25 protein-coding genes and 3 tRNA genes are annotated in these 24,544 nt (G+C 56.7%); 8 read left to right on the forward strand and 20 right to left on the reverse strand.

The window, feature by feature from the left end:
- Nucleotides 1-11: 11 nt before the first annotated feature.
- The 11 genes from BLU07_RS07690 to gacA form a co-directional block, all read right to left on the reverse strand.
- Nucleotides 12-428 (reverse strand): hypothetical protein, encoded by a 417-nt coding sequence (locus tag BLU07_RS07690; RefSeq protein ID WP_092385722.1) that lies wholly within the window; start codon nucleotides 426-428, stop codon nucleotides 12-14.
- Between the two features lie 67 nt (nucleotides 429-495).
- Nucleotides 496-1,023: a DUF2937 family protein gene (locus BLU07_RS07695; RefSeq protein WP_092385724.1), complete on the reverse strand. Its 528-nt coding sequence runs from the start codon at nucleotides 1,021-1,023 to the stop codon at nucleotides 496-498.
- A gap of 73 nt (nucleotides 1,024-1,096) precedes the next feature.
- Nucleotides 1,097-1,582: a pilin gene (locus BLU07_RS07700; RefSeq protein WP_157719124.1), complete on the reverse strand. Its 486-nt coding sequence runs from the start codon at nucleotides 1,580-1,582 to the stop codon at nucleotides 1,097-1,099.
- A complete protein-coding gene (locus BLU07_RS07705) occupies nucleotides 1,575-2,054 on the reverse strand; it encodes a pilin (RefSeq protein WP_092385728.1) in 480 nt (159 codons plus the stop codon). The genes BLU07_RS07700 and BLU07_RS07705 overlap by 8 nt, the downstream gene beginning before the upstream one ends.
- Nucleotides 2,051-2,899 carry a hypothetical protein gene (locus tag BLU07_RS07710; protein ID WP_092385730.1) on the reverse strand — a complete coding sequence of 283 codons (849 nt, stop codon included), beginning with the start codon at nucleotides 2,897-2,899 and terminating at the stop codon, nucleotides 2,051-2,053. Before BLU07_RS07710 ends, BLU07_RS07705 begins: the two co-directional genes overlap by 4 nt.
- Before the next feature lie 522 nt (nucleotides 2,900-3,421).
- Nucleotides 3,422-3,508 (reverse strand) — tRNA-Leu (locus BLU07_RS07715).
- A 20-nt stretch (nucleotides 3,509-3,528) separates the two neighbouring features.
- A tRNA-Cys gene (locus BLU07_RS07720) sits at nucleotides 3,529-3,602 on the reverse strand.
- Between the two features lie 50 nt (nucleotides 3,603-3,652).
- Nucleotides 3,653-3,728, reverse strand: a tRNA-Gly gene (locus tag BLU07_RS07725).
- Between the two features lie 225 nt (nucleotides 3,729-3,953).
- Nucleotides 3,954-4,505 carry a CDP-diacylglycerol--glycerol-3-phosphate 3-phosphatidyltransferase gene (gene pgsA / locus BLU07_RS07730; RefSeq protein WP_092385732.1) on the reverse strand — a complete coding sequence of 184 codons (552 nt, stop codon included), beginning with the start codon at nucleotides 4,503-4,505 and terminating at the stop codon, nucleotides 3,954-3,956.
- Between the two features lie 82 nt (nucleotides 4,506-4,587).
- A complete protein-coding gene (gene uvrC, locus BLU07_RS07735; RefSeq protein ID WP_092385734.1) occupies nucleotides 4,588-6,417 on the reverse strand; it encodes an excinuclease ABC subunit UvrC in 1,830 nt (609 codons plus the stop codon).
- Nucleotides 6,418-6,419: 2 nt separating this feature from the next.
- Nucleotides 6,420-7,058: a response regulator transcription factor GacA gene (gene gacA, locus BLU07_RS07740; protein WP_092385736.1), complete on the reverse strand. Its 639-nt coding sequence runs from the start codon at nucleotides 7,056-7,058 to the stop codon at nucleotides 6,420-6,422.
- Between the two features lie 288 nt (nucleotides 7,059-7,346).
- Between gacA and BLU07_RS07745 the strand changes: the two genes are divergently transcribed.
- Together BLU07_RS07745 and BLU07_RS07750 are read left to right on the forward strand one after the other, a co-directional pair.
- The gene (locus tag BLU07_RS07745; RefSeq protein ID WP_092385738.1) at nucleotides 7,347-9,278 is read left to right on the forward strand and encodes a putative nucleotidyltransferase substrate binding domain-containing protein; all 1,932 of its coding nucleotides are present in this window, start codon (nucleotides 7,347-7,349) and stop codon (nucleotides 9,276-9,278) included.
- A gap of 2 nt (nucleotides 9,279-9,280) precedes the next feature.
- Entirely contained in the window at nucleotides 9,281-9,991 is a 711-nt protein-coding gene (locus BLU07_RS07750; protein WP_092385740.1) for a 3'-5' exonuclease, read from the forward strand.
- 335 nt (nucleotides 9,992-10,326) lie between these two features.
- On the opposite strand, the gene BLU07_RS07755 is transcribed toward BLU07_RS07750, so the two are convergent.
- Both BLU07_RS07755 and BLU07_RS07760 read right to left on the reverse strand, forming a co-directional pair.
- Complete coding sequence (locus BLU07_RS07755) at nucleotides 10,327-10,638, reverse strand: GNAT family N-acetyltransferase (protein WP_407920105.1); 312 nt, start codon at nucleotides 10,636-10,638, stop codon at nucleotides 10,327-10,329.
- 84 nt (nucleotides 10,639-10,722) lie between these two features.
- Entirely contained in the window at nucleotides 10,723-12,126 is a 1,404-nt protein-coding gene (locus tag BLU07_RS07760) for a GntP family permease (RefSeq protein ID WP_092385744.1), read from the reverse strand.
- A 210-nt stretch (nucleotides 12,127-12,336) separates the two neighbouring features.
- Between BLU07_RS07760 and BLU07_RS07765 the strand changes: the two genes are divergently transcribed.
- Nucleotides 12,337-12,594, forward strand: a complete 258-nt coding sequence (locus BLU07_RS07765) for an Lpp/OprI family alanine-zipper lipoprotein (protein ID WP_092385746.1) — start codon at nucleotides 12,337-12,339, stop codon at nucleotides 12,592-12,594.
- Between the two features lie 28 nt (nucleotides 12,595-12,622).
- Here the strand turns inward: BLU07_RS07765 and BLU07_RS07770 are convergent, their stop codons facing one another.
- Entirely contained in the window at nucleotides 12,623-13,546 is a 924-nt protein-coding gene (locus BLU07_RS07770) for a L,D-transpeptidase family protein (protein ID WP_092385748.1), read from the reverse strand.
- Nucleotides 13,547-13,548: 2 nt separating this feature from the next.
- Nucleotides 13,549-14,175, reverse strand: coding sequence for an arylesterase (locus BLU07_RS07775; RefSeq protein WP_407920099.1), 627 nt, complete (start codon nucleotides 14,173-14,175; stop codon nucleotides 13,549-13,551).
- Nucleotides 14,176-14,187: 12 nt separating this feature from the next.
- Between BLU07_RS07775 and BLU07_RS07780 the strand changes: the two genes are divergently transcribed.
- Genes BLU07_RS07780 through greB form a run of 3 tightly spaced genes read left to right on the forward strand, consistent with a single transcriptional unit; the run spans nucleotide 14,188 to nucleotide 17,875 of the window.
- Complete coding sequence (locus BLU07_RS07780) at nucleotides 14,188-14,868, forward strand: ABC transporter ATP-binding protein (protein WP_092389677.1); 681 nt, start codon at nucleotides 14,188-14,190, stop codon at nucleotides 14,866-14,868.
- The gene (locus tag BLU07_RS07785; protein ID WP_092385752.1) at nucleotides 14,865-17,363 is read left to right on the forward strand and encodes an ABC transporter permease; all 2,499 of its coding nucleotides are present in this window, start codon (nucleotides 14,865-14,867) and stop codon (nucleotides 17,361-17,363) included. Before BLU07_RS07780 ends, BLU07_RS07785 begins: the two co-directional genes overlap by 4 nt.
- Before the next feature lie 2 nt (nucleotides 17,364-17,365).
- The gene (greB, locus tag BLU07_RS07790; protein ID WP_092385754.1) at nucleotides 17,366-17,875 is read left to right on the forward strand and encodes a transcription elongation factor GreB; all 510 of its coding nucleotides are present in this window, start codon (nucleotides 17,366-17,368) and stop codon (nucleotides 17,873-17,875) included.
- A 5-nt stretch (nucleotides 17,876-17,880) separates the two neighbouring features.
- On the opposite strand, the gene rlmKL is transcribed toward greB, so the two are convergent.
- Entirely contained in the window at nucleotides 17,881-20,055 is a 2,175-nt protein-coding gene (gene rlmKL / locus BLU07_RS07795; RefSeq protein ID WP_092389679.1) for a bifunctional 23S rRNA (guanine(2069)-N(7))-methyltransferase RlmK/23S rRNA (guanine(2445)-N(2))-methyltransferase RlmL, read from the reverse strand.
- A 271-nt stretch (nucleotides 20,056-20,326) separates the two neighbouring features.
- On the opposite strand from rlmKL, the gene rmf reads away from it, so the two are divergent.
- On the forward strand, nucleotides 20,327-20,542 hold the full coding sequence (gene rmf, locus BLU07_RS07800; RefSeq protein ID WP_092385756.1) for a ribosome modulation factor: 216 nt from the start codon (nucleotides 20,327-20,329) through the stop codon (nucleotides 20,540-20,542).
- Between the two features lie 105 nt (nucleotides 20,543-20,647).
- Here the strand turns inward: rmf and BLU07_RS07805 are convergent, their stop codons facing one another.
- Together BLU07_RS07805 and BLU07_RS07810 are read right to left on the reverse strand one after the other, a co-directional pair.
- The gene (locus BLU07_RS07805; protein WP_092385758.1) at nucleotides 20,648-21,664 is read right to left on the reverse strand and encodes a quinone-dependent dihydroorotate dehydrogenase; all 1,017 of its coding nucleotides are present in this window, start codon (nucleotides 21,662-21,664) and stop codon (nucleotides 20,648-20,650) included.
- Nucleotides 21,665-21,753: 89 nt separating this feature from the next.
- Nucleotides 21,754-22,641, reverse strand: a complete 888-nt coding sequence (locus BLU07_RS07810) for a LysR substrate-binding domain-containing protein (protein WP_092385759.1) — start codon at nucleotides 22,639-22,641, stop codon at nucleotides 21,754-21,756.
- Nucleotides 22,642-22,741: 100 nt separating this feature from the next.
- On the opposite strand from BLU07_RS07810, the gene BLU07_RS07815 reads away from it, so the two are divergent.
- Entirely contained in the window at nucleotides 22,742-23,515 is a 774-nt protein-coding gene (locus BLU07_RS07815) for a ferredoxin--NADP reductase (RefSeq protein WP_092385761.1), read from the forward strand.
- Nucleotides 23,516-23,551: 36 nt separating this feature from the next.
- Here the strand turns inward: BLU07_RS07815 and BLU07_RS07820 are convergent, their stop codons facing one another.
- Both BLU07_RS07820 and nfuA read right to left on the reverse strand, forming a co-directional pair.
- Complete coding sequence (locus BLU07_RS07820; protein ID WP_092385763.1) at nucleotides 23,552-23,740, reverse strand: PLDc N-terminal domain-containing protein; 189 nt, start codon at nucleotides 23,738-23,740, stop codon at nucleotides 23,552-23,554.
- 69 nt (nucleotides 23,741-23,809) lie between these two features.
- Nucleotides 23,810-24,394, reverse strand: coding sequence for a Fe-S biogenesis protein NfuA (nfuA, locus tag BLU07_RS07825; protein WP_092385765.1), 585 nt, complete (start codon nucleotides 24,392-24,394; stop codon nucleotides 23,810-23,812).
- Nucleotides 24,395-24,544 lie beyond the last annotated feature (150 nt).

Below are 24,544 nucleotides of genomic sequence, written 5' to 3' on the forward strand. Positions count from 1 at the left end.
TAATTGCCTGTTCATGCCTGCTTGACTTCAATGAACCACTTGGGCTCCATTGCATTGAAATCCGTTCGGATATTCGATGGCAAATAGCTTGCAGAGTCCAGCACAAAAGCCCGACCATTCTCGCGTTTGAAAACAACCCAGTGCCAGTAGTTTCTGCCATCTTCCCGGTAATGCTTTATGGACAGCAATGCCAGATCCGGCAATGTATTCCATGATTCAAACGGAATCTCGTCGTCAGACGTTGCTACCCCGGCATGCGACAGGATTCTTCGTACATAGCGGGTATCCGACCAGAGCGCTTTGTCGTCAGCATGGATGCCCAGGGCATTTGCTGCGAGCTTCATTTCCGAGTAGGTCTTGCCCAGAATGTTGGCAACAGAGGCAATGCCACATCCGGTGGTTTCTTCCTGTATCACGGGCTTCAGCAAGCGTTACTCCTTGATCTGTGACCTGAAGCTTGAAAGGCGCGAGCCTGAACCAGACGCGCAGCCATATTCATGGCTTTGGGTTCGATTGCAGTCTTTTATTGAGCAACCCCGGGGTTTTGAGCAGCAATTTGAGCAAAAGCTCAATTCCCAGAGTAAAAATCAAGCCCGCAACCAGACCAAAAGCGATGGCAGCCGGCTTTAACTGAATGGCATAGGAATAATTTTTCCAGACTTCCTGTCTCACATCGGGCACCGGCGTGAGCAATACCTGAGAGTACGCCGACCATGGGTTGCTCTGGAATTGGCGGACATTCCTCTGCAGCATTAAATGACGATCGTAAATGGATTGAATGCTGCGGCCACCCTCATTAAAAACCTGGTCAGCATTGGATCGATAGTGCGCTATCAGATTTTCCAGACTACCGGCAAAAAATCTATCCGCATCATCCTGAAATTCGTTGAGAGCAATCCGCGATTCTGCCAGGTGCGATTCCAGGCTTTTACCATATTGGTCGACGAATACCGGTACCTGAATACCTGCCAAGGTACAGCCGAGAAACACGAACACCCTGAGGTATGAATAGAATAAAGGCACTGTCACTCCCGGGCAGGTTTACTCCCCGCTCCCTTGATTACGCAAGTAAGACGCTGACACAAACCAGCACGAATCAGCCGCGACAGACTGCCGGCAAGAACCCTCTATCCAGGTCCGTTTTATTACTTCCAAAAACAGTCATGCCGGCTACAGGCTCGTCGTACCCACACAGCCACGCAATTGGGCTTGCTGGATTTCCCGCAACAACGGCGGGCCTAAAAGTTAAAACCTTGCCATGAAGTGATTCGTAAGCACTGTTGCCCAGTGTTACGTGAATTGCGCCAGACTCAACAATCAGGGCAGAAATTCGGTAGTAACTCGAGAAGTCAAACTCAGGAATACCCGCCATCTCATTATCCTCAGGAAATGCCTGTCTCTGAACATAATAGCTGGTTACGTCCTCTCTTAAGGTGCCCGCCATCATCAAGGCTTCAGCCACTTCACTTCTTTTTATATACACCGGGTATGACTGCACAGTCAGCAGCATCAACATGCCAATGGCCGCAACCACGACCATCAGCTCTACCAGCGTATACCCTTTGTGATGTGATCTACCCACGACATGCCGCCGGCAAGAATTCTTTCCCTATATCTGTCAGATTGCTTCCAGAAGCCTCCATACCCGTAACAGGCTCATCGTAGCCGCACAGCCAGGCAACCGGACTTGATGGACTTCCCTTGACAACCGCAGGTCGGAAAGTTAGTACCTTGCCCTGAAGCGGTTGAGATGCTTTATTTCCCATTGTCACATGAATAGCGCCCGCCTCTACAACCACACCAGTGATTCGGTTTCCAATCAAATAACCCGGTGCCGGCACTCCTGCAACCTCGTTGTCTTGCGGAAATTCAAGCATTTCAACATAGTAGTTATCTACATTCTCCCTGATGGAGCCAGCCATGCTCAACGCCTCTGTCACTTCACTTCTTTGCACATATACCTGATAGGAGGGCAATGCAATGGATGCCAGTATTCCGATAATGGCAACCACAACCATCAGCTCAATCAAAGTAAACCCTTTGGCATCCCTCATACTGCGTCTCCTAGAATAAAAATGGGTGAGTAAGCGCTGGTCAGGAAGAAGAAAATTCCAAACAGTACGACAACGCCAACCAGCATCAACATAAGTTTCACTTGTTTCTCGCAGCCGTCCAAAAGACACTTCATCTCCTGCTCTATCAAGGCTTTCATTTCTACCGAGACATTCATTTCAGAGTGTCTAACTGCTCGCAAATGACGCACAACACTCTCCTCGGACCCGGTTACGTTGGACCCTGAGTCGGCAACCGGAAACTGCAATACAGCTATCACCTTTCGATAGGAGTCCCTGATCGGCGAGAACAACAGATACTTGAAGATAAAGCCTTTTTCTCTACCGACCGTAAACTTGAAGAGCGAGCGCATCTCAAAGCCCACCAGCAAGATCGTTATCAAAAAAACAGACACCAGCAGCACAAAGTAGCCCATATAGTCCTGATACAGGATCAGAGAACGCGGCGCAGACAATCCAAGCGTATCAAACACCTTTAGAAAGTTAGGAATTATCTTTAAATGATACAACCCGACAACAGAATAAAAAACAAACAACACCAAACCAAGATATGCAACAGCCCGCTTCAGAGTCATTGGCTCATCAAAGCCCTGCGACAAGTTCAAATTCCTGTATATATCTAAAACACGACGGGCTTCTTCCCTGTCCGTCATAAGTCCGATTTTATCCAATATCACCCTGGGCCACCTGTCAGCAGCCTCCCTGCCCCCATATAAATCACTAGCCTCTTCACGATCGATTCTTTGCAGACAATGAGCAATGGACTCATTGTCCCTGTGGTCGACACTAGCCTTACGGCAAATATACCCAAACCGTCCCCATGTCATTGACTGGCTTCCTTATATATCTTCAGCAAACACGGGCATTGGGTACTGGACTTCCCCGCAAGCGTGAATATGCCTAGAAGTATGGCGTTTCGAATGGTGGATAGAACAATGGAAGGTGGTCAGCTTATCCATAATAGGGGCCGGCATCCTGCCATACGGCCCGAACACTAACGCAGTTTTCCGATCTTGCCAAATGTAGGGAGCCACTGAACAACTCCTTGCCTGCTCAGGCTTTCAGGCTGGCGCGCAATCAAGGCGCAATTTTGTCGGTGTATGTCGATCCAGCAAAAAATTGCAACGACGAGTACGTGTCAGCCGGAAAGCCCCGAAGGGCGAGACCTGAAGCGCACATCTGCGGCACTTTGTTGCTGGTAAAGGCAACCAGCCTTCACGTCGCAACCAAACTCAGCATATCTGCACGCTTCAGGTTACGCTGAGCACGCAAGGAGCTATTCAGAGGCTACCGAAGGAAACAGGAATGGGTTTTCAGCGACCATGCGGTGCCGAGGAGAGCGGAGTAATTGGTGCCCGGAGCCGGAATCGAACCGGCACGGAGTTGCCTCCGAGGGATTTTAAGTCCCTTGCGTCTACCAGTTTCGCCATCCGGGCTGGCAGGATACTGAAAAAGATGGAGGCCGAGGTCGGAATCGAACCGGCGTACACGGATTTGCAATCCGCTGCATAACCACTCTGCCACCCGGCCTCATAAAGGGACAAGCATGTTGTGGATGACATCAACAGGCTTTTTGAATCTGGAGCGGGAAACGAGACTCGAACTCGCGACCCCGACCTTGGCAAGGTCGTGCTCTACCAACTGAGCTATTCCCGCAAACACTGTACAACATTTGACCTAAGGTCCCGAGAACTCACGAGCCAGTGTGGCCCGCCTCTACCTTGCCAAGGTAGCGCTCTGTCAATCAGAGCTGTTCCCGCATACGTTGTAGGTTAACAAAAAGTTAATGCCTTCAACGAGGGCGTATTCTAAAGATTAGCCCGGTGGCGTCAACACTTTTTTCAACTTTTTGTTTTTGTTCGATTTTTGATCTGAAACGGGTTATTTCTCGGTACGCATATGCGGCCAGGCTGCGCGCAGGTATATGATCATCGACCACAGGGTCAGTACGGCAGCGATGCCCAGCAGCACGTAGCCCAGCAGCACCCACCAGGTAAAGGTCACCGGGTTGGCCAGCAGGACGATAAGCGCGACCATTTGCGCTGTCGTCTTGTATTTGCCCAGATTGGAAACGGCGACCTGAGCACGGGCACCGAGCTCGGCCATCCATTCGCGCAGCGCGGAGATGACGATCTCGCGGCCGATAATGACCATGGCAGGCAAGGTTATCCAGAAATTGGCGTGACTCTGTACCAGCAGGATCAGCGCAACGACCACCATGAGCTTGTCAGCCACCGGATCAAGAAAAGCGCCGAAAGGCGTGCTCTGATCCAGCTTGCGTGCCAGGTAGCCATCCAGCCAGTCAGTCACGCTGGCGATGGTAAAAATGATCGCAGCTGCCAGATAGCTCCAGCCAAACGGCAAGTAGTAGAACAAAATAAAAACAGGTATCAGCACAACCCGCAGGGATGTGAGGATGTTGGGTATGTTCATGGACTGGCAACCGCGCGGAGGAATTGGTGAATCAACGCCATTCTAAGGAATGCAACGGCACTTGCACAGAGCGGTAACATAATTAAGCGCTGTGCAAGGCAGCGTAGATCTTTTCTGCCAGCGCCTTGCTGATACCGGGCGCCTTGGCGATTTCTTCATTACTGGCGCGACTGAGCTCCTGCAGCCCACCAAAGTGCTTGAGCAGTTCACGGCGGCGTTTCGGGCCGACGCCGGCGATTCCCTCCAGTGGTGACTGGTTACGTGCCTTGCCACGACGCTGGCGATGCCCGGTAATGGCAAACCGGTGCGCTTCGTCTCGGATATGCTGAATCAGATGCAATGCTGGTGAATGTTCCTGCAGACGCAGTTCGTTCTGTGTGTCATTCAGAAACAGGGTTTCCATCCCGGCTTTACGGGTAACGCCCTTGGCGACACCCAGCAACGTCAGATCGTGTATGGCCAACTCTTGCAGCACCTCTCTGGCCATGCTCATCTGACCTTTGCCACCATCAACAATCAGTACATCGGGCAGTTTGCCCTCGCCGTCCTGTATGCGCTGGAAGCGCCGCATCAGCGCCTGCCGCATGGCGGCATAGTCATCCCCTGCGGTCACCCCTTCGATATTGAAACGCCGGTAATCGCTTTTCAGCGGGCCTTCTGGCCCGAATACCACGCAGGAAGCGACAGTGGCTTCGCCACTGGAGTGGCTGATGTCATAGCATTCAAGGCGATTGGGCAGTTCATCCAGCCCCAGTGCTTCCTGCAGCGCGATAAAGCGCTGCTGCACGTGTTGTTTGTTGGCCAGTTGGCCAGCCAGGGCCTGTTCGGCATTGCTGACCGCCATTTGCTGCCAGCGGGCGCGAGTACCACGCACCCGCTGGCTGATGCTGACACTGTAACCACGCGCCGCAGCCAGGGCTTCGGCAACCACCGGCATATCGTCATCCACTGCATTGACAATGATCTGCCCCGGCACCTCGCGCTCGCTGGCACCCAGGTAATACTGTGGCAAAAAGGCCGCGAGGACTTGCCCCGGTGTCTGTTCGATAGGTACGCGGGGGAAGTGGTTGCGCGTGCCCAGTACCCTGCCCTGACGCACCATGACCACATGCACGCAAGCACCGCCAGGCGTTACGGCAGCGGCGAGGACATCGACATTGCCCTGCTCTGTATCCATGGTTTGCTGATCCTGCACCCGGCGCAGCAGGGAAATCTGGTCGCGCAATTCAGCGGCACGCTCAAAGTCCAGCGCGCTGGCGGCTTTTTCCATGGCTTCGCTGAGTTCGCCATTCAAGGCGTTGCTGCGGCCTTCAAGAAACATGACCGAGTGCCGAACGTCTTCGGCGTACTCCTGCTCGTCCACCAGACCGACACAGGGCCCTTTGCAGCGCTTGATCTGATATTGCAGGCAGGGTCGTGTGCGGTTGCGAAAGTAGCTGTCTTCGCACTGGCGAACCTGAAAGGCTTTCTGCAACAGGTTGAGACTTTCACGAATCGCCCCGGCGCTCGGGTACGGGCCGAAGTAGCGGCCTTTAACGCGTTTGGTCCCGCGGTGCAGCCCAAGGCGGGGGAATGTATCCTGACTGGAGAGAAACACATAGGGATAGGATTTGTCATCCCGCAGCAGAATATTGTAGGGCGGGCGCTCGGACTTGATCAGGCTCTGTTCCAGCAGTAGCGCTTCGGTCTCATTGGCCGTGATGGTGGTATCGACTTGACGGATGCGCGCCACCAGCGCAGCGGTCTTGGGACTCAGCCCGGTTTTGCGAAAATAACTGGCGAGACGATTTTTGAGATTCTTGGCCTTGCCGACGTACAGCACCTGACCATCACCGGCGTACATGCGATAAACGCCTGGCTTGCTGGTAACCGTGGCCAGAAAGGCACTGGCATCGAAGGTGTCTGCCGCCATAGTCAACGGGCTTCGATCATGCCGTGACGGACTGCCAGCAGGGTCAACTCCACATCACTGGTAATGCCCAGCTTTTCGAAAATGCGGTAGCGGTATGTATTCACGGTTTTCGGACTGAGGCAGAGCTTGTCTGAGATGCTCTGAACCTTCTCGCAACTGACGATCATCAGCGCGATCTGGATTTCCCGTTCAGACAATTGATCAAAGGGGGTTTCCGTGTCCTGGCCAAAGGGTTTCAACGCCAGCAGCTGAGCAATCTCCGGGCTGATATAGCGCTGCCCCTTGCTGACCTGGCGAATCGCCGTGACCATCTCTTCCAGGGCTGCGCCCTTGGTGATGTATCCGGCAGCACCTGCCTGCATAAGACGGGTCGGGAAAGGTTCTTCATGGCAGACGGTAACGGCAATGACCTTGACGTTGCGGTCATGTTGCAGCAATTTGCGGGTCGCTTCGAGGCCGCCAATACCGGGCATGCGTACATCCATCAGCACCACGTCCGGGTGCAGCTGACGCGCCAGGGTAATGGCGGTTTCACCGTTATCGGCTTCCCCTACCACATCCAGATCAGGTACATCGGCCAGCATGCGACTGATACCGGTGCGAACCAGGTCGTGGTCATCAACCACCAACACCTTGATCAATTCAGGACCCCTTTGTGCCAATTAGTCGGTGGCGCTTAAAGAAAAAACCACCGCAGTAAACGACACTGCCATTACGTCAATGTGACGCCTTTCGTTCACTTGTATACAAACCCGAACGATAGCAAAAGCGGCTCCTGAGTGGAATTAAAAAACAGCTTGTTGCCAAATTGTTTTCAAAACAGAGCTGCCGGTCAGATCAGGGGTTCAGCAACCTTCTAGACCAAGGTCGCATGGTATTGATTACCCGTTGCAAGGCATAGTATCCATACGGATCAAAGGGCGATAACAATGAGCAAAAGCGACCTCTACCGTCAGACAGGCAAAACCGCTGTGCAACAGAACGTGCACGGCACCATGAGCCTGTTGCTCAAATACCCGCCTTTCAACCAGATGGAAGCCAGCCATCTGGCGTATCTGGTCGAGCATTGTCAGCTGCGTTTTTACGCCTTGGGCGAGTGCATCATTCAGCCCAGTGACGGCCCGGTCGATCAGTTCTTTATCGTCAAACAAGGGCTGATCAGTGGTCAGCGCATGCTGGCGGGGCAGGATCAGCCGGAAACCACTTTCGAGATCAGCGTCGGCGAATGTTTCCCGCTGGCCGCATTGATTGGCGAGCGCGCCACCCGGACGGCACACATGGCCGGGGAAGATACCTTCTGTCTGTGCCTGCCGAAAGCGCATTTTGTGCGCCTGTTTTCTTTGTCTCCCCCCTTTCGTGACTTTGCCCTGCGGGGTGTCAGCAGCCTGCTGGACCAGGTCAATCAACAGGCACAGATGCAAGCGGCGGAAAACCTCGGCGCACAATATTCGCTGGATACCCGCCTGGGCGAGCTGGTCATGCGTCAGCCGGTCACCTGCGCGCCGGAGCTGCCGATCAATCAGGCCGTGCGCCGCATGCACGAGCACAGTGTCGGCAGTATTGCCGTCATGCAGGCTGAACGACTGATCGGCATTTTCACCCTGCGCGACCTGCGCCGGGTGGTGGCCGAAGACCAGATCAACGTAGCCGCACCGATTGCCGAAGCAATGACCGCCGACCCCTTCCATCTCAGCAGCAGCCACAGTGCCTTTGATGCAGCGATTGCCATGACCACTCACCACATCGCCCATATCTGCGTGGTGGACCAGGGACAGCTGCTGGGCATGGTTTCCGAACGGGATCTGTTTTCACTGCAACGGGTCGATCTGGTTCACCTGGCGCGAACGATCCGCCAGGCCAGCCGCATCAGCACCCTGAAGGCGTTGCGCAGCGACATTCGTCATCTGGTAGAAAACATGCTTGCGCATGGTGCTTCCAGCACCCAGATAACCCATATCGTCACCCTGCTCAATGATCATACCGTGTGCCGGGTGATTGAGCTGTGCCGGCAGCAATTCGATCTGCAAGACCTGCCCTTCACCTGGCTGTGCTTTGGCAGCGAAGGTCGTCGTGAACAGACCCTGCATACCGATCAGGACAATGGCATTCTGTTCAGCGCCAGCGATGCCACTGATGCCGAAAGCAAGCGACGGCAGTTGCTGCCGTTGGCGGAGAAAATCAATCAGGCCTTGGCCGAATGCGGCTTTACTCTGTGCAAGGGCAATATCATGGCCGGCAACCCGGCACTGTGCCTTTCCCTGGATGAGTGGCGCAGCAAGTTCCAGCGCATGATCAGCGAAGCCACCCCGGACAACCTGCTTGCTTCATCGATCTATTTCGATTGTCGAGTAGTCTGGGGGGATGAGCTAGCGGCCGAAGGGATGTTTGCCGAGGTGATGCAGAACATCCGGCGCAATAGCGTATTCCAGCACCTGCTGGCCCAGAACGCCTTGCGGCTCCGCCCACCCATCGGCCGTATCCGTGATTTTGTGGTTGCACGCAGCGGCGCTGACAAGGATACCCTGGACCTGAAAACCCAGGGATTGACCCCCTTCGTGGATGCCGCCCGACTACTCAGCCTGGCCCATGGTATTCGCGAGAACAACACGCTGGAGCGCTTCCGCCTGCTGAGCGAACAAGGGGTTATCGACAGCAAGGATGCCGCCGCCTACGAAGAGGCCTATCACTTCATCCAGCTCATCCGCATGCAGCAACACCAGCGCCAGGACCTCGAAGGCAAAGCCTTCAGCAACCGGATTGACCCGGACAGCCTCAATCACCTCGACCGACGAATCTTGCGCGAGTCCTTCCGCCAGGCCAAGCGCCTGCAAGCCAGCCTGGCATTGAGGTACAACCTGTGAACATGTCCAACTGGTTAACCCGTCGCCGCCCGGTACTGAACAGCCACCAACGCGAGCGCCGTGAACAGCTTGTCGCGCCACCACAAACCGACCAGCAGCCGCTGCACGCAAGCCGGCTGATCGTCCTGGACCTGGAAACCAGTGGCCTGAACCTCTATCGCGACCAGGTCTTATCCATTGGTGCGGTGGCGATTGAACAGGGGGCTATCGATATGGGCCAGCAGTTTGAGTGCACCCTGTTCCGGCCTGGCCACAAAGTCACTGAAGCGGTGCTGCTGCATGGCATTGCGCCCAGTGACATAGCCCTGGGCTGCGCTGCGGCCGATGGTTTGCTGGATTTTCTGGAGTTTGCCCGAGGATGCGTGTTGTTCGCCTTTCATGCGCCCTTTGATCAGCGCATGCTCGGACGCAGCCTGAAGCAGGACCTGGGTTATCGCTTGCAGCATAGATTCATCGACGTGGCCGATATGGCCCCGATGCTGTTTCCACAAGCAGACGTGGGTCGTGGCGGCCTGGATGACTGGTTGACATACTTCGGCCTGCTCAACAGCGCTCGTCACAATGCAGCTGCGGACGCCCAAGCCACTGCTGAACTGTTATTGATTCTGCTCAGCAAGGCGCGCCAGCAGGAAATTTACCGTCTGGAGGACTTGCTGCAACGGCTGAACCGCTGGCGGAGCCTGCGACAAACCCGCCTCTCTGCCCATCTGTAACCCATCACGATAAACAGAATGAAACGTATTCCAAATGAGTTTATAAAATCACCCGGCAAAACTGGAAAAAGCGCAAAAAGCGTCGATACTAATGGTTAACAGTTCTGACATATCCCCCAAGTGTCGGAGCTGTCAGAGTAAACATTTGTGCTTACTCTCGTATCACTCCTAATGGTCTTGACCCGAACTCCTCCCCCAGAGTTCGGGTTTTTTTTGCTTGTGCAACGGAGAAGTGGCGTGCGCCCGGCCCGGTAAATCAGGCAAATAGTCAGCGTCAGGATGCCAGCTTTGCCGGTCGCGGGAGACTGGAGCAGGTGCAGAGCGGGAGGTTTGAATCAGGCCGTTTTCGCATCGTCACGGTTGTAACGTTGCATGAAGCGCTCGACATAAGAACAGGAAGGGATGACCGAGTAGCCTGTCTGTTCGGCATACTTCAATGCGTACTCGGTCAGTTTCGCCGCAAAACCGCGACCACGCAGACCCTGGGGGACAAAGGTGCGGTAGTAATCAAGCGTTTTCTTGCCGAGGTCCATGTAGGACAGATAGGCTTTTTGCTCACCGACGACGATAAAAAATTGTCGGGCACGCTTGTCGTGCTGGATCTTGGTTTCGTTGCTGCTCATATAATCCTCCCAGTTGCATGACACCCACGCTTTATTCAATCTTATTTTGCTGGCAGAAAGTTTTGACTTTGGCCCAGAGGGTTAGTTCATCCCCTGAGCCAAAAAAAGTCAACCCGCAGGAGGAACCACACCTATACCGAGTGCCATCAGCAACCCGATGGAAGCCAGACAGGCGATAACCGGAATCGCCACGGTAACCACGAACATATCCTTGTAGGCTTCCTTGTGCGTCAGCCCCATGATCATGAAGGTGGCAATAACCGCACCGCAATGCGGCAACGAATCAAGACCGCCGGAAGCAATGGCAGCGATACGGTGCAGAATTTCCGGCTGTACGCCCATCTCAAGATAGGTAGGCGCCAGTGTCTGCATGAAGATCTGCAGGCCACCAGAGGATGAACCAACGATTGCCGACACCACACTGGCCGAGGCAAACACCGACAGCAACGGTGGCAGATTGGCACCGATGATCCATTCAGCAAAAGCCGCAAAACCGGCTGTTTGGGTAACCACACCGCCAAAACCGATAACGGCAGCGGTGTTGAATAGCGGCATCACCGAATCCTCTGCACCCTGGCCGAATACCGACATGACCTGGCGACGCATGCTGCGGAACAGCACAACACAGGTCAGCGACCCCAGAATCAACGCCATGCTTGGCCAAACGATCGGCTGCGACTGACTGAAGGCCAGGATACCTGCCATAGCGCTGGTGCTTTCTGACCAGTCAGCCATACCCAGAATCAGACGCGGCAGCATGATGGTTCCCAGGACCACGACCATCGGCACCATCGCCAGAAACCAGGGCGGGCAGTCTTCGGGATCGCCGATCAGTTGCTCCATGCGTCGGTCCTGCGCATTCTCGACAAAGCCTTCGCCCGTGCTGCGGGCCTTGGTCCAGCCACGCTCGACGTACCACATCCCCAGGCCACCCATGATCAGAGCAGCAAAGATGCCGATCCAGCCACCGGCGAACAGATCGGTTCCCAGAGAACTGGCGGATATCACGTTGTGAATCGAAGGCGTGCCCGGCAACGCTGTCATGGTAAAGGTGCCGGCACCCACCGAGGTAGCCGCCGCCCAGAGACGCTTGGGCAGATTGGCTTCACGCATCAGGGTAATACCCAGAGGGTACATGGTGAAGACCACCACGAAGACCACTACCCCGCCATAGGTCAGCAAGGCACAGACCAGCATACCGACCAGCAGGGTACGTTTGACTCCAAGGGTATTGGTGATAGCCATGGCAATGCTCTTGGCGGCCTGGCTGGTCGCCATGGCTTTACCAAAGATTGCGCCACACAGGAACAGCAGGAAGAAACGACCAGCAAAGCTGAAAGCACCCAGTTGACCACTGGCATAGTGATCCAGCAATGCAGTGGGAATGAACAGGCCATTGGTTACGGCAACTACCAGAGCGGCAAAAATGGAGGCAAAGAAGATATTGACGCCACGCAGCGCCATGAAGATCAGCAATGCCAGCCCCGCCAGCAAGCCCAGATTTCCCAACATAAATGCAATCCTTTTTGGAGTTATTGGATTGGAGGTGTGTCCACGCCGCAACAAGATACCGCAATGTCCTGTCAAGACAAGCAGATCATGGCTGCTGAATATCGCCAAAGCGCGTTGATTTATGGTCCAGACCCTTCACTGAGGCCAATCAGCTGCTAATATTGGCCTTGCCAGCTCCTGGCAAGGACTTATCAATTTAAGGGGATTTACATGAATACCATTGCACTGAAAGTATCTGCAGTTGCCCTGGGCGCTCTTCTGGCCGTTGGCTGTGCCAATACCGGTCAGCAAGAAATGAGTTCACGCATTTCTGCTGCTGAAAGCGCTGCCCAGCGTGCCCAGCAAACCGCTGATCAGGCCAACCGCAAGGCAGATGAAGCTCTGGCCGCGGCCCAGCGCGCTCAGCAGTCAGCTGATGAAGCCAACCAGCGCGCAGTTCGCATGCTGGAGCAAAGCAGCCGCAAATAAGGTTGTTTGCTGGCGAGTTATTGTCGGATTACAAACGCAATGGCTCGCCAATTTTTACCGGCACCCCTTCCGCTGCATCGACTACTTCCCGAATGCGCGCCCAATCCAGCCGCATGCCATAGGTCAACTCGGCTCGCTCGCTCATCAAGTCGCGAATCGCGGCGAAGCGATCCAGCGCTGTCGGCAAACCATGCTCATCCAGCGGTGTGTGCGCTTCCAGATAGAGCGCCCCCTGGTGTATCCCGAGCTTGAACGGTTGGTTGACAATAGTCACCGGTGTGCCCAGAGGGACCTGCGGGAACAACTCGCCGATATCATTGTTGTCCAGCCGGAAGCAGCCGGAACTGACCCGCATGCCAATGCCAAACGGCTTGTTGGTGCCATGAATCACGTAAGCACCCATGGCCAGATTCATTTTGTAGGCACCCAACGGATTCTCCGGCCCCGGCGGGACCATGCGCGGCAGGTGTTCGCCGCGCAACGCATAATCTTCGATGATCGATTGAGGCGGGAACCAGCGCGGATTGGCCTCCTTGTAACGTACCTGTGTTTCCCCGGTCGGTGAAGCCCAACCTTCGCGACCGATACCGATTGGATAGGTCACAACGCTGTCGCCTTCTGGCGAGAAGAAATACAGGCGGAATTCCGGCAGGTTGATCAGAATGCCCTGAGTCGCGCCGTGCGGCAAAACATGCTGCCCCGGCATCAGTACCGCAGTACCCTCCCCCGGCAACCAGGGGTCAATGTCCGGGTTGGCTGCAAGCAACTCCAGGTAACCGTAACCATGCTTTTTACCCAGCAAGTGAAAGGTATCCTCGAAGCGTGCCGGGACATGAAACAACTCACCGACCAGGTGATTGCCGGGCTGCCAGGGATATTCTCGTGCCAGCAAAGAAGGACTGAGCAGCAGCAACAGCAACAGGCCGGCACAGCAGCGAATCATCGTGGACATGGTCAGTCTGCCTGCTCATCGAGCCAGGCCTCAATCAACGGCCAGGCATGCTCAAGTATCAAGGGCTGCGCCGCAGCGGTCGGATGAATACCATCCGACTGCATCAGCGCCGGGTCTTCCGCAACCGGCGCGAGCAGGAAGGGCAACAACGGAATCTCGTAATTCTCACTGACGGCAACGAATACCTGGCGAAAAGCCGAGGTATAGCGCACCCCATAATTGGGTGGAATCTCCATGCCCAGCAGCAATACGTCAGCGCCGGCTGCTTGCGAGCGCTCCACCATCGAAGAAAGATTCTGTTGCATATTGGTTGGTGGCATGCCGCGCAACCCGTCATTGCCGCCCAGCTCAATGATCACCAGATCCGGTGAATGCCGCGCCAGCAAGGGCGCCAGGCGCGCCACCCCGCCCGCCGTGGTATCACCGCTGACCGAGGCATTGATCACGTCAACATCATGGTTTTCTGCGTCAAGGCGCTGTTCCAGCAGGCTGACCCAGCCCTGTTCGATTTCCAGACCGAAAGCAGCGCTGATACTATCACCGACAATCAGCATGCTCTGCGCATGCAACGGCAAGGCCAGCAACCACAACAGCGCTGCGCCGAAAAGCGTTTTCCACTGAGTTTTCAAAAGGCAGATTCCATGTCAGACCAGGTCATTGTTGCCGTTCACCTTAGCAAAGTCGTCCACAGCTCGGAAGCGGAGTTGACCATTCTTGACAATGTCAGCCTGAGTATCGAACGCGGTGCCAGTGTCGCTATCGTCGGCGCCTCCGGTTCCGGCAAGTCCACCCTGCTCAGCCTGCTGGCCGGGTTGGATCTGCCAAGCAAGGGCGATGTGCAACTGGCAGGGCAATCGCTCGGTGCGCTGAATGAGGACCAGCGCGCGGCCCTGCGCGCCGAGCATGTCGGTTTTGTGTTTCAGTCTTTCCAGTTGCTCGGGAGTCTGACTGCACTGGAAAACGTGATGCTGCCCCTGGAACTGAAAGGGCGCCGCGATGCACGCGACCAGGCAGACCGCCTGCTTGATCGGGTCGGCCTGAGTGCGCGCACCACCCACTACCCGCGCCAACTGTCCGGCGGCGAACAACAACGGGTGGCCATCGCCCGCGCCTTTGCCAGCGAGCCGGACATTCTGTTTGCCGATGAGCCTACGGGGAATCTGGATGCAGCAACCGGCGCGAAGATTACGGATCTGCTGTTTGACCTCAACCGAGAACAGGGCACCACGCTGGTCATGGTGACCCATGACAATCGCCTCGCCGAGCGCTGTGCCAGTGCACTGGCCCTGGATGCGGGTCGCTTGCAGGAGCCAGCGGTATGAGTGGACATCGCGCGGCGCCTTTGGCCGCTCGCCTGTTGGCGCGGGAATGGAAAGCCGGCGAGCTGCGGGTACTGGTGTTCGCCCTGGTGATTGCCGTGCTGGTCAGTACCGCGATCAGTTTTTTTACCGACCGTTTGCAGCGTGGCATGGTCAGTCGTGCGGCAGAGTTCCTGGGTGCCGATCTGGTGCTGTCGTCACGCGCCAGCTTGCCGGAAGAGTGGCGTCTGCAAGCCACGGAACTTGGCTTGCAGTACACCGATGTGGTCGAGTTCTCCAGTGTCATGACCAGTGACAGCGGCATGCAACTGGCCGCAGTCAAAGCCGTTGGCCCCGGCTACCCCCTGCGCGGTGAAGTGCGCATCAGTGACGAGCAGTTTGCCGAGGAACGCAGTGTTTCGAGCACGCCGCCGCAAGGTGAGCTCTGGGTGGAGTCTCGCCTGCTGAACATCCTGCAGCTGGATGTGGGCGCACCTCTGGATGTGGGCCGTAGCCCACTGATTGCCAGTGCCGTGCTGACCCATGAACCTGACCGGGTAGGTGATTTCTACAGTCTCAACCCACGGGTACTGATGAATCTTGCGGATCTGGAAGCCACCGGAATCATCCAACCCGGCAGCCGTATCCGTTATCGTCTGCTGCTCAGTGGCAATGAAGGCGCACTGGAACGCTTTCAGCAATGGGTAAGGCCGCAACTGGAACCCAATCAGCAGCTGACGACAGTCGCGGATGACAACCAGCAGATTGGCAGTGCACTCGACCGCGCCGGACAGTTCCTCGGTTTGGCCAGTATCGCTGCGGTGGTGCTGGCCGGCGTCGCTGTTGCCCTCTCCGCCAGCCGTTTTGCCACCCGGCATTTCGATACCAGCGCCCTGTTGCGCTGCCTGGGTGCCAGCCGGCGCCGGGTGATGCAGATTTTTCTGATTCAGCTCGCCTGTCTCGGGGTGCTGGCCACCCTGCTCGGTTTGTTGCTGGGCTGGTTTATGCAATGGGGGCTGATTTACCTGCTGCGCGACCTGCTACCGCCCAATTTGCCCGGTGTTGGCTGGCAGCCACTGCTGGTCGGTGCAGGTACCGGTCTGGTCGGCCTGACCGGCTTTGCCCTGCCGCCGCTCATGCGCCTGGGCAGAGTCTCCCCCTTGCGCGTTCTCCACCGCGAACTGGCACCGTTACCGAGCAGTGGCTGGCTGATCTATGGGCTGGCGCTCGGCGCGCTTTGTCTGTTGATGTGGCAATTCACCGGCAATCTGCCCATTACACTGGCGGTGGTACTGGGGGGCTCGGTTGCCGCCCTGCTATTGGGCATCGTAGCACTGGGCCTGCTCAAACTGGTCGGCAACCGGTTGCGGCGAACCAGCCTGGCCTGGCGCCTGGGCAGTGGGCAATTGCTCAAGCAACCCACCACCGCAGCCGGGCAGATTCTGGCTTTCGGTCTGATTCTGATGGCCATGGTGGTGATCCTGATCCTGCGTACCGAGCTGCTGGACACCTGGCAGGCACAATTGCCGGAAGATACGCCGAACCAGTTTGCACTGAATATCCTGCCCAGCGAAGAAGCTGCCTTTGTCGCCAAGCTGGAGGAGATTGGTGCCATCCCTGCCCCGCTCTACCCGGTTGCTCCCGGCCGCTTGACGCTGATCAATGATCAACCGGTGCGAGATCTGGTCAGCAAGGGTACTCAGGCCGAACGGGCTATCAACCGCGACCTGAGCCTGACCTGGTCAGCTGAGCTGGCAGAGGATAACCGTATTGTTGCCGGCCAGTGGTGGCAGGAAAGCCAGCCAGAACAGGCATACGTGTCGGTGGAAAGCGAGCTGGCTGAGAGTCTTGGCGTCGGGCTCAACGACCGCCTGACTTTCGTCATTGCCGGGCAAACCCTGGTTGCCGAGGTAGCCAGTATCCGTGAAGTGAACTGGGACAGTTTCACACCCAATTTCTTCATGATCTTTTCACCCGGCACACTGGATAACGTACCCACCACACTGCTGACCAGCTTCCGCCTGCCCAGCGAGCACCGCGATGGGCTGCGCGATCTGGCCCGCGCCTTCCCGGCAATGACGCTGCTGGATGTGGAAGCCATTTTGCAGCAGATTCGCGAGATTCTGGCCCAGGTTACGCTGGCGGTGGAGTACGTCCTGCTGTTTGTATTGCTCGCCGGCTTTGCCGTGCTCTTTGCCTCTTTGCAATCGACGCTGGACGAGCGCCTGCATGAGGGCGCCCTGCTGCGTACGCTGGGCGCACGACGCCAGCTGCTGCAACAGGCCAACCGCATGGAGTTCGCCCTGCTCGGAGCACTGGCCGGGATACTGGCGATTGTCGCTGCCGAACTGATCACCTGGTTACTGTATCGCAACGCGCTGGAACTCACCTGGCAGCCACATCTCTGGTACTGGCTGCTGGTGCCGTTGGGGGGAGCCCTGTTGATTGGCGTAGCCGGCGCCATCGGCACTCGACAGGTGGTGCGACAAAGCCCGATGTCATTGCTGAACCGGGGCTGAACATGAGTCGTTATCGTCCACCCCGGCAGGCCGGCACGCCCCTGATCACCGCTGCCGGCGCCCAGCGTCTGCGAGACGAGCTGCACGAGCTATGGCATGTACGACGGCCGCAGGTCACCCAATCGGTCAGTGAAGCGGCAGCCCAGGGTGATCGTTCGGAAAACGCCGAATACACCTACGGCAAAAAGATGCTGCGCGAAATCGACAGCCGGGTCCGCTTCCTGCGCAAGCGCCTGGAAAACCTCAAGGTGGTCGATCAACCGCCGGGCAACCCCGACAAGGTATTTTTTTCCGCCTGCGTCAGCCTGGAAGATGAAGATGGCAAGGAACTGGTGATTCGCATTGTCGGGCCGGACGAAATCGACCCCAAACAGCAGCACATCAGCATCGACAGCCCGATGGCCCGTGCCCTGCTGGGCAAGCAGGTCGATGACGAGGTCGTCGTCAGCGCTCCGGCGGGCGAACGCAGCTGGCTGATTGTCGCTATCGATTACCCCGTCAGCCAGGCCTGACCGTGTCAGGCTTTCGCGGTCAACCGCCAGGTGCGGTGGATCTTCGGGCTGCGCGCAAAGTCGCGATCAATGGTCTGCTGGGTGATGTCTTCCACGACAAACTGCTCGCTCAACTGCGGGTCCAGCTTGAAGCGCCGGAAGTTGTTGGAAAAATACAGCACGCCACCCGGTGCCAATCGGGCCATGGCCATTTCCAGCAGGGCAACATGGTCGCGCTGCACATCGAATACATCGTCCATGCGTTTGGAATTGGAGAAAGTCGGTGGGTCAATAAAGATCAGTTCATACTCATCACGGCACTCCGCCAACCATTGCATGACATCGGCACGCACCAGCTGATGCAGGTCTGACAAACCGTTCAGCGCCAGATTGCGCCGCGCCCAGTCCAGGTAGGTATTCGACAGGTCGACACTGGTGGTACGGCGTGCGCCTGCCATGGCCGCATGCACGGTGACGCTGCCGGTGTAACAGAACAGGTTGAGCAAACGCTTGCCACTGGCTTCGGCAGCAATCCGCAAACGCATCGGACGGTGATCCAGGAACAACCCGGTATCCAGATAATCGGTCAGGTTGACCAGCAGTTTGACAGCGTCCTCCTGCACCGGCATGAACTGCCCCTGCTGTGCCATGCGCTGGTACTGCTGCTTGCCCGCCTGACGCTGACGCTGCTTGAGTACGATCTGCTCACGGGGAATGCCCAGCACCTGCGGCAGTGCCGCCAGCACATCCTGCAAGCGCTCGGCAGCCTTGTCTTCGCTGATGCTCTTTGGCGCCAGATATTCCTGCACATGCGCCCAATCATCGTAGAGGTCGATAGCCACGGCAAACTCGGGCATATCGGCATCATAGACCCGGTAGCAACTGATGCCCTGTTGCCGTGCCCATTTACCCAGGGTTTTCAGATTCTTCTGCAAGCGATTGGCGAACATCTGGGCTGATTCGCCCAGCCGCGCTACCGTGGCCTGCACACCTGGCTGCCCCGCTGTCGGCTCGCCGCCCTCCAGCAGGTAAGCCTCGGGCTGCAAGTGCATCAGCAGCAACTTGCAGGGCAAGGCGCCATTGAACAGGTTGTACTGTTTGTGGCTGCGGATACCCATGCGCTTGCCCAGCTCCGGGTTGCCGGTAAAGATCGCCGCCTCCCACCCCTGACAGTGCTGACGCAACACTTCACCCAGTTTCTGGTACAGGTAGACCAGGCTGGCGGTATCACCGAGGCGTTCGCCGTAGGGCGGATTACAGACGACCAAACCTTTCTGGCCGCGATCCGGTTGCGGCGCAAAGGTCGCCAGCTCGCCCTGATACACTTTTACCCAGTCACTCAAGCCGGCGCGCTGAATATTGTTGCGCACCGGCTGCAGCAGCCGCGGGTCGGCTTCATAGCCGCGAATCCATGCCGGGGTCTTTTGCAAGCCCGCTTCAGCCCGTTCACGGGCTTCTGCCACCAGACGCTGCCAGACTGCCGGTACGTGCTGCAACCAGGCACTGAACCCCCATCGCTCGCGCTGCAGGTTGGGTGCAATATCGGCTGCCATCAGTGCCGCTTCAACCAGAAAGGTACCCGAGCCACACATGGGGTCAGTCAGCGCCTCCCCTGCCGCCGCTCGCCTGGGCCACTCCGCGCGCAGCAGAATCGCCGCAGCGAGGTTTTCTTTCAGCGGGGCAGCCCCCTGCTGCAAGCGATAGCCACGCTGGTGCAGGCTGGCACCGGACAGATCCACCGCCAACTGCACCTGACCGTTGCGGCAATGCACGTTCAGGCGCAGATCCGGTTGCACGCGATCGACACCCGGGCGCTGGCCATCGGGCTGTCGCAGCTGGTCGACCAGCGCGTCCTTGACCTTGAGTGCACCAAAATGCGTATTGTCGACACCCGGCAAGCGGCCACTGAAATCCACTGCCAGAGTACCCTCGGCTGTCAGATGGTCCGCCCAGTCGATGGCGCTGACACCCTGGTAAAGCGCTGCGGCATCCTCGGCGGCAAAGCGATCAAGAACCAGCAACACCCGATTGGCCAGGCGCGACCACAGGCAGAGTCGATAACCCAGCGCCAGATCACCCTGGCAACTGACTCCAGCCACGGTTTCCTTTGCCTGATCTGCGCCCAATTGACGCACTTCGTCGAGCAACAGGCCCTCGATACCTTTCGGACAGCTGACAAAATATTCAAGAGTCTGTTGCATCATGTTGATTTCCAGTGCGGTGTGACAGTGATATTGCAACCCCGTTTAAGCAGGGTTGCAAGTATGACAAAACGATCTTTTGCGCCAGCCAAGTCGATGCAGTACAACTTGAGCATGTCTTGAGCGTTTGATTTCGGCAGTCATTGACTGCCCAGTGAAACAGCCTCCCGGCTGTTTCGCCGTCCCGGACCAGGAGCCGGGCAAACTCCCGCTACGCGTGGCCATGTCGGCAAGCATAGCGGGTTGTGGAACCAAATGAGGGCTTTACCTTATGCGAAGACTCAAGCGTGATCCGATGGAACGAGCATTTCAACGCGGTTATCAACATGGTGTTCAGGGCAAGTCCCGTGATACCTGCCCTTTCAGTAACCCAGAGGTCAGACAGAACTGGATGAATGGTTGGCGCGAAGGCCGAACCGATAATTGGGATGGCCTCAGAGGCATTTCCGGCGTGCACCGATTGAACGAGATGCACGCGGTAGGTTAACTCCCCCGCATTTGCTGATTTTTCCATGGCGCTCCACCCGAGCGTCCGGCCCTCGAGGCCCGGCCCCCGCTTTGCGGGGGCCTTTCATTTCAGTGCATGTCAGATCTAATGGCCTGCAACCGCATCAACGGCTTCACGAATCAACGCGGGGCCGCGGTAGACAAACCCACTGTACAGCTGAACCAGGCTGGCACCGGCGGCAATTTTGGCCGCAGCGTCCGCGCCGCTGAGGATTCCGCCCACACCAATGATTGGCAGTCGCCCATTGAGCTCTTGCGCCAGCAGGCGCACCACTTCGGTAGAAGCCGCCGTCAACGGCCCCCCCGACAGACCACCGGCTTCATCACCATATTGCAAATCAGCCACCGCATCCCGTGCCAGCGTGGTATTGGTGGCAATTACCGCATCCATACCCTGCTCAAGCAAGGTATTCGCCACCAGCACCAGTTCTTCCGGCGTCATATCCGGAGCAATCTTGATCGCAATCGGCACATAGCGGCCCTGTTCTTCGGCCAGTTGCAGCTGTGCCCGCTTGATCTGTTCGAGCAGGACTTTCAGGGCATCACCATATTGCAGGGTGCGCAAACCCGGGGTATTGGGTGATGACAGATTGACCGTGACATAGCTCGCCCGACTGTAGACCTTGCGCAGGCAATACAGATAGTCATCCACTGCCTGTTCGACCGGGGTTACGGCATTCTTGCCGATATTGATGCCCAGCACGCCCTGGTAGCGAACTTTTGCCAGCCGCTCCAGCATGACGTCGACACCCAGATTATTGAAACCCATGCGATTGATGATTGCCTGCTGCTCCGGCAGCCGGAACATCCTTGGCTTGGGGTTGCCCTGTTGCGGCCGTGGCGTGACCGTGCCCACCTCGATAAAACCAAAGCCCAGGGCAGACAAACCATCCACCGCCTGAGCGTTCTTGTCGAGGCCGGCAGCCAGACCAACCGGATTGGCGAAGTCCAGCCCCATCACGCTCACCGGGAAACGGGCTGGTGGACGGGTGAAGCGGTCCGTCAGACCCAGTCGCCCAGCCGTCCCAATCATGCCCAGGGTCAGGTCATGGGCGGTTTCCGCCGGCAGTCTAAATAGCAGCGAACGCAACGTGGGGTACATGGGGAAATCCTTGGACTGACAGTGATTGGCGCGGATTATACGGGATGATCATGCAGACTGCAGCGCTGTTTGGCGATTCGCGCCGCTGGCTAGGTGGGCACAGCCTGGCGGCACAGCGCCATCCAGCGCTGCAACCCCGGGCCCTGGAACTTGTTGCGCGGAATGGCAAAATAGAACCAGCGATGAAAATCCCGCTGTGGCACCGGTAAAGGAACCAGACTGCCGCGCCGGAAAGCATCCACCAGGGTAACGGCCGACAGACAACCAACGCCAAGGCCCGCTTCGACCGCCCGTTTGATCGCTTCAGTGTGCTGCAGTTCGAGCTTGATCCTCAGCTCGGGCAGCAAGCCGTGCATGGCCCAGTCAAAGTGTTGCCGGGTACCCGAGCCCCGCTCACGCACAATCCACTCCTGTTGACACAGGTCTGCATCACTCAATGCCGAGCGGCCGGCCAACGGATGATCGGGTGCGGCAAATACGACCAGCTCATCCTTTCTCCAGGGCAGAATATCCAGCTCGGGGTGGTTGACCTCACCTTCGATCAAACCAATGTCCAATTCAAAATTCATCAGCCGGGCGACAATATTTTCTGTATTGGCAACATCCAGAACGACCCGTGCGCCGGGTTGTTCCTGCAGGTAGCGCGCCATGATCTCTACCGCCAGGTAATTGCCGATACTCAGGGTCGCGCCAACACTGAGATGCCCCGCGTCCTGATGCTGACGCAAGGCCAACTCCAGTTCTGCGGCCTGATCCAGCAGGCTTTGCGCCAGAGGCCTGATCCCCCTCCCCACCTCATTGATCCGCAAGCGTTTACCCAGACGATCAAACAACTGCACATCAAACTGGTCTTCCAGCTCACGCAGGGCACTGCTCGCTGCTGACTGTGACATGGACAGGCTGGCCGCCGCCTGAGTCAGATTCTGATAGTGAGCAGTCGCAAGAAAGACCTCTAACTGTCGGAGCGTATACTTCATTATCTATTTTACCGATTAGCATAAGAAAAATTATCCATTTAATCGATAGGATAGTTTGCGGCTAACCTTTGTACAACAGTTAAACAATCACGGAGACATCATGGCTGGTTTCAATACTGAAAGTGTACTCAGCGTGCATCACTGGACAGACAATCTGTTCAGCTTCACCACCACGCGTGATCCCGGGTTCCGCTTCAAAAACGGGCACTTCATCATGATTGGTCTGGAAGTTGAGGGCCGGCCTCTTATGCGCGCCTACAGCATTGCCAGCCCGAACCATGATGACACACTGGAATTTTTCAGTATCAAGGTGCCGGATGGCCCGCTCACGTCACGCCTGCAGAACATCAACAGCGGTGACCAGATCATCATCAGCCGCAAACCGACCGGCACGCTGGTTCTGGACCACTTGCTGCCGGGGCGCAATCTCTACCTGTTGAGCACCGGCACCGGTCTGGCGCCGTTTATCAGCATCATTCAGGACCCGGAAACCTACGCCCAGTACGACAAGGTCATTCTTACCCACGGCTGCCGGCATGAGCGTGAACTCGCTTACCAGGAGCTGATTACCGAACAACTGCCCAACCATGAATACCTGGGCGAGATGATTCGCGATCAACTGATTTATTACCCCACGGTGACCCGTGAGCCGTTTCGCAATCAGGGACGATTGACCGATCTGATGGTGAGTGGAAAATTGTTTTCCGACGTCGGTTTGCCGCAATTTGATCTGGAGCAGGATCGCTTCATGATCTGCGGCAGCCCCGGCATGTTGAAAGACACCTGCCAGATTCTGGATCAGCAGGGATTCTACGAAGCACGGCATGGCGACCAGGGCCATTACGTGATTGAACGTGCCTTCGTGGAGAAATGAGACGGATACAGAAAGGGAGCCTTGCGGCTCCCTGTTTCAGCTACTGCGACCGCGCGGCCCGGCAAAGAACCAGATAATCAGACCCAGCAATGGCAACAAGAGTACCAGCAAGATCCAGAGAACTTTAGCGCCGTTGCCAGCCTTGCTCTGAACAATGTTCACGATGGCCCAGATATCCAGGATCAGAATGATCAGGCCAAAAAAACCACCCACATTGACGTCCATACCTGCTCCTTGCCTGCCGTAAGTGCTTTACAATCTAGTTCAGCAATCGGCAACTCGCCAGCAGCAAGCTCAGAAATACGCGTTCTCGGTTACCGTGTGGTCAGTCACATCGCGTACGCCGGTGACTTCCGGAATACGGGAAATCATGGTTTTTTCAATGCCTTCTTTCAGGGTAACGTCAACCATGCCACAGCCTTGGCAACCCCCGCCGAACTGCAGCACGGCAATACCACCTTCAACCACATCAATCAGTTTGACTTCACCGCCGTGACTGGCCAGGCCGGGGTTGATCTCGGTCTGCAGCAGGTAATTGATGCGCTCGTTCAGCGGGCTGTCGTCATTGACCATGGGCACTTTGGCATTCGGTGCCTTGATGGTCAGTTGCCCCCCCATACGGTCAGTCGCATAGTCGACCACGGCGTCCTCAAGGAAGGGCTCGCTCACCGCATCAATCCAGACATTGAATGGCTCAAGGGCAAGCAACTGGTCTTCCGGCTTTTCTTCTCCCGGCTTGCAATAAGCAATGCAGGTTTCCGCATAGGGCGTACCTGGCTGGGTGATGAATACGCGAATTGCAACGCCCTCGCCGTCCTGCTTGGACAGTAGGTCGGCCAGATAAGCCTGGGCGGAATCGCTGAAAAAAATGCCTGCCATGAAGTGCCTCACATCGGTAACGGTATACCGCCTAGTGTACGGCATTGCGCATGACGAATAAAGTCCTACCATTCCGCTAGGGTATTTATCCGGGCGAAGTCTGCCAGCACATGAAAACCCTTCATGACCAACCTGAAAGCTTTCAGATTC

The organism is Halopseudomonas salegens, assembly GCF_900105655.1.
GTDB lineage: Bacteria > Pseudomonadota > Gammaproteobacteria > Pseudomonadales > Pseudomonadaceae > Halopseudomonas > Halopseudomonas salegens.

Excerpts from the sequence above, each read along its gene's own strand:
- BLU07_RS07705 (WP_092385728.1), bottom strand. The coding sequence starts at position 2,054 with ATGAGGGATGCCAAAGGGTTTACTTTGATTGAGCTGATGGTTGTGGTT.
- BLU07_RS07710 (WP_092385730.1), bottom strand. The coding sequence starts at position 2,899 with ATGACATGGGGACGGTTTGGGTATATTTGCCGTAAGGCTAGTGTCGAC.
- pgsA (WP_092385732.1), bottom strand. The coding sequence starts at position 4,505 with ATGAACATACCCAACATCCTCACATCCCTGCGGGTTGTGCTGATACCT.
- uvrC (WP_092385734.1), bottom strand. The coding sequence starts at position 6,417 with ATGGCGGCAGACACCTTCGATGCCAGTGCCTTTCTGGCCACGGTTACC.
- BLU07_RS07745 (WP_092385738.1), top strand. The coding sequence starts at position 7,347 with ATGAGCAAAAGCGACCTCTACCGTCAGACAGGCAAAACCGCTGTGCAA.
- BLU07_RS07750 (WP_092385740.1), top strand. The coding sequence starts at position 9,281 with ATGTCCAACTGGTTAACCCGTCGCCGCCCGGTACTGAACAGCCACCAA.
- BLU07_RS07760 (WP_092385744.1), bottom strand. The coding sequence starts at position 12,126 with ATGTTGGGAAATCTGGGCTTGCTGGCGGGGCTGGCATTGCTGATCTTC.
- BLU07_RS07765 (WP_092385746.1), top strand. The coding sequence starts at position 12,337 with ATGAATACCATTGCACTGAAAGTATCTGCAGTTGCCCTGGGCGCTCTT.
- BLU07_RS07770 (WP_092385748.1), bottom strand. The coding sequence starts at position 13,546 with ATGTCCACGATGATTCGCTGCTGTGCCGGCCTGTTGCTGTTGCTGCTG.
- BLU07_RS07780 (WP_092389677.1), top strand. The coding sequence starts at position 14,188 with ATGTCAGACCAGGTCATTGTTGCCGTTCACCTTAGCAAAGTCGTCCAC.
- BLU07_RS07785 (WP_092385752.1), top strand. The coding sequence starts at position 14,865 with ATGAGTGGACATCGCGCGGCGCCTTTGGCCGCTCGCCTGTTGGCGCGG.
- greB (WP_092385754.1), top strand. The coding sequence starts at position 17,366 with ATGAGTCGTTATCGTCCACCCCGGCAGGCCGGCACGCCCCTGATCACC.
- rlmKL (WP_092389679.1), bottom strand. The coding sequence starts at position 20,055 with ATGCAACAGACTCTTGAATATTTTGTCAGCTGTCCGAAAGGTATCGAG.
- rmf (WP_092385756.1), top strand. The coding sequence starts at position 20,327 with ATGCGAAGACTCAAGCGTGATCCGATGGAACGAGCATTTCAACGCGGT.
- BLU07_RS07805 (WP_092385758.1), bottom strand. The coding sequence starts at position 21,664 with ATGTACCCCACGTTGCGTTCGCTGCTATTTAGACTGCCGGCGGAAACC.
- BLU07_RS07810 (WP_092385759.1), bottom strand. The coding sequence starts at position 22,641 with ATGAAGTATACGCTCCGACAGTTAGAGGTCTTTCTTGCGACTGCTCAC.
- BLU07_RS07815 (WP_092385761.1), top strand. The coding sequence starts at position 22,742 with ATGGCTGGTTTCAATACTGAAAGTGTACTCAGCGTGCATCACTGGACA.
- BLU07_RS07820 (WP_092385763.1), bottom strand. The coding sequence starts at position 23,740 with ATGGACGTCAATGTGGGTGGTTTTTTTGGCCTGATCATTCTGATCCTG.
- nfuA (WP_092385765.1), bottom strand. The coding sequence starts at position 24,394 with ATGGCAGGCATTTTTTTCAGCGATTCCGCCCAGGCTTATCTGGCCGAC.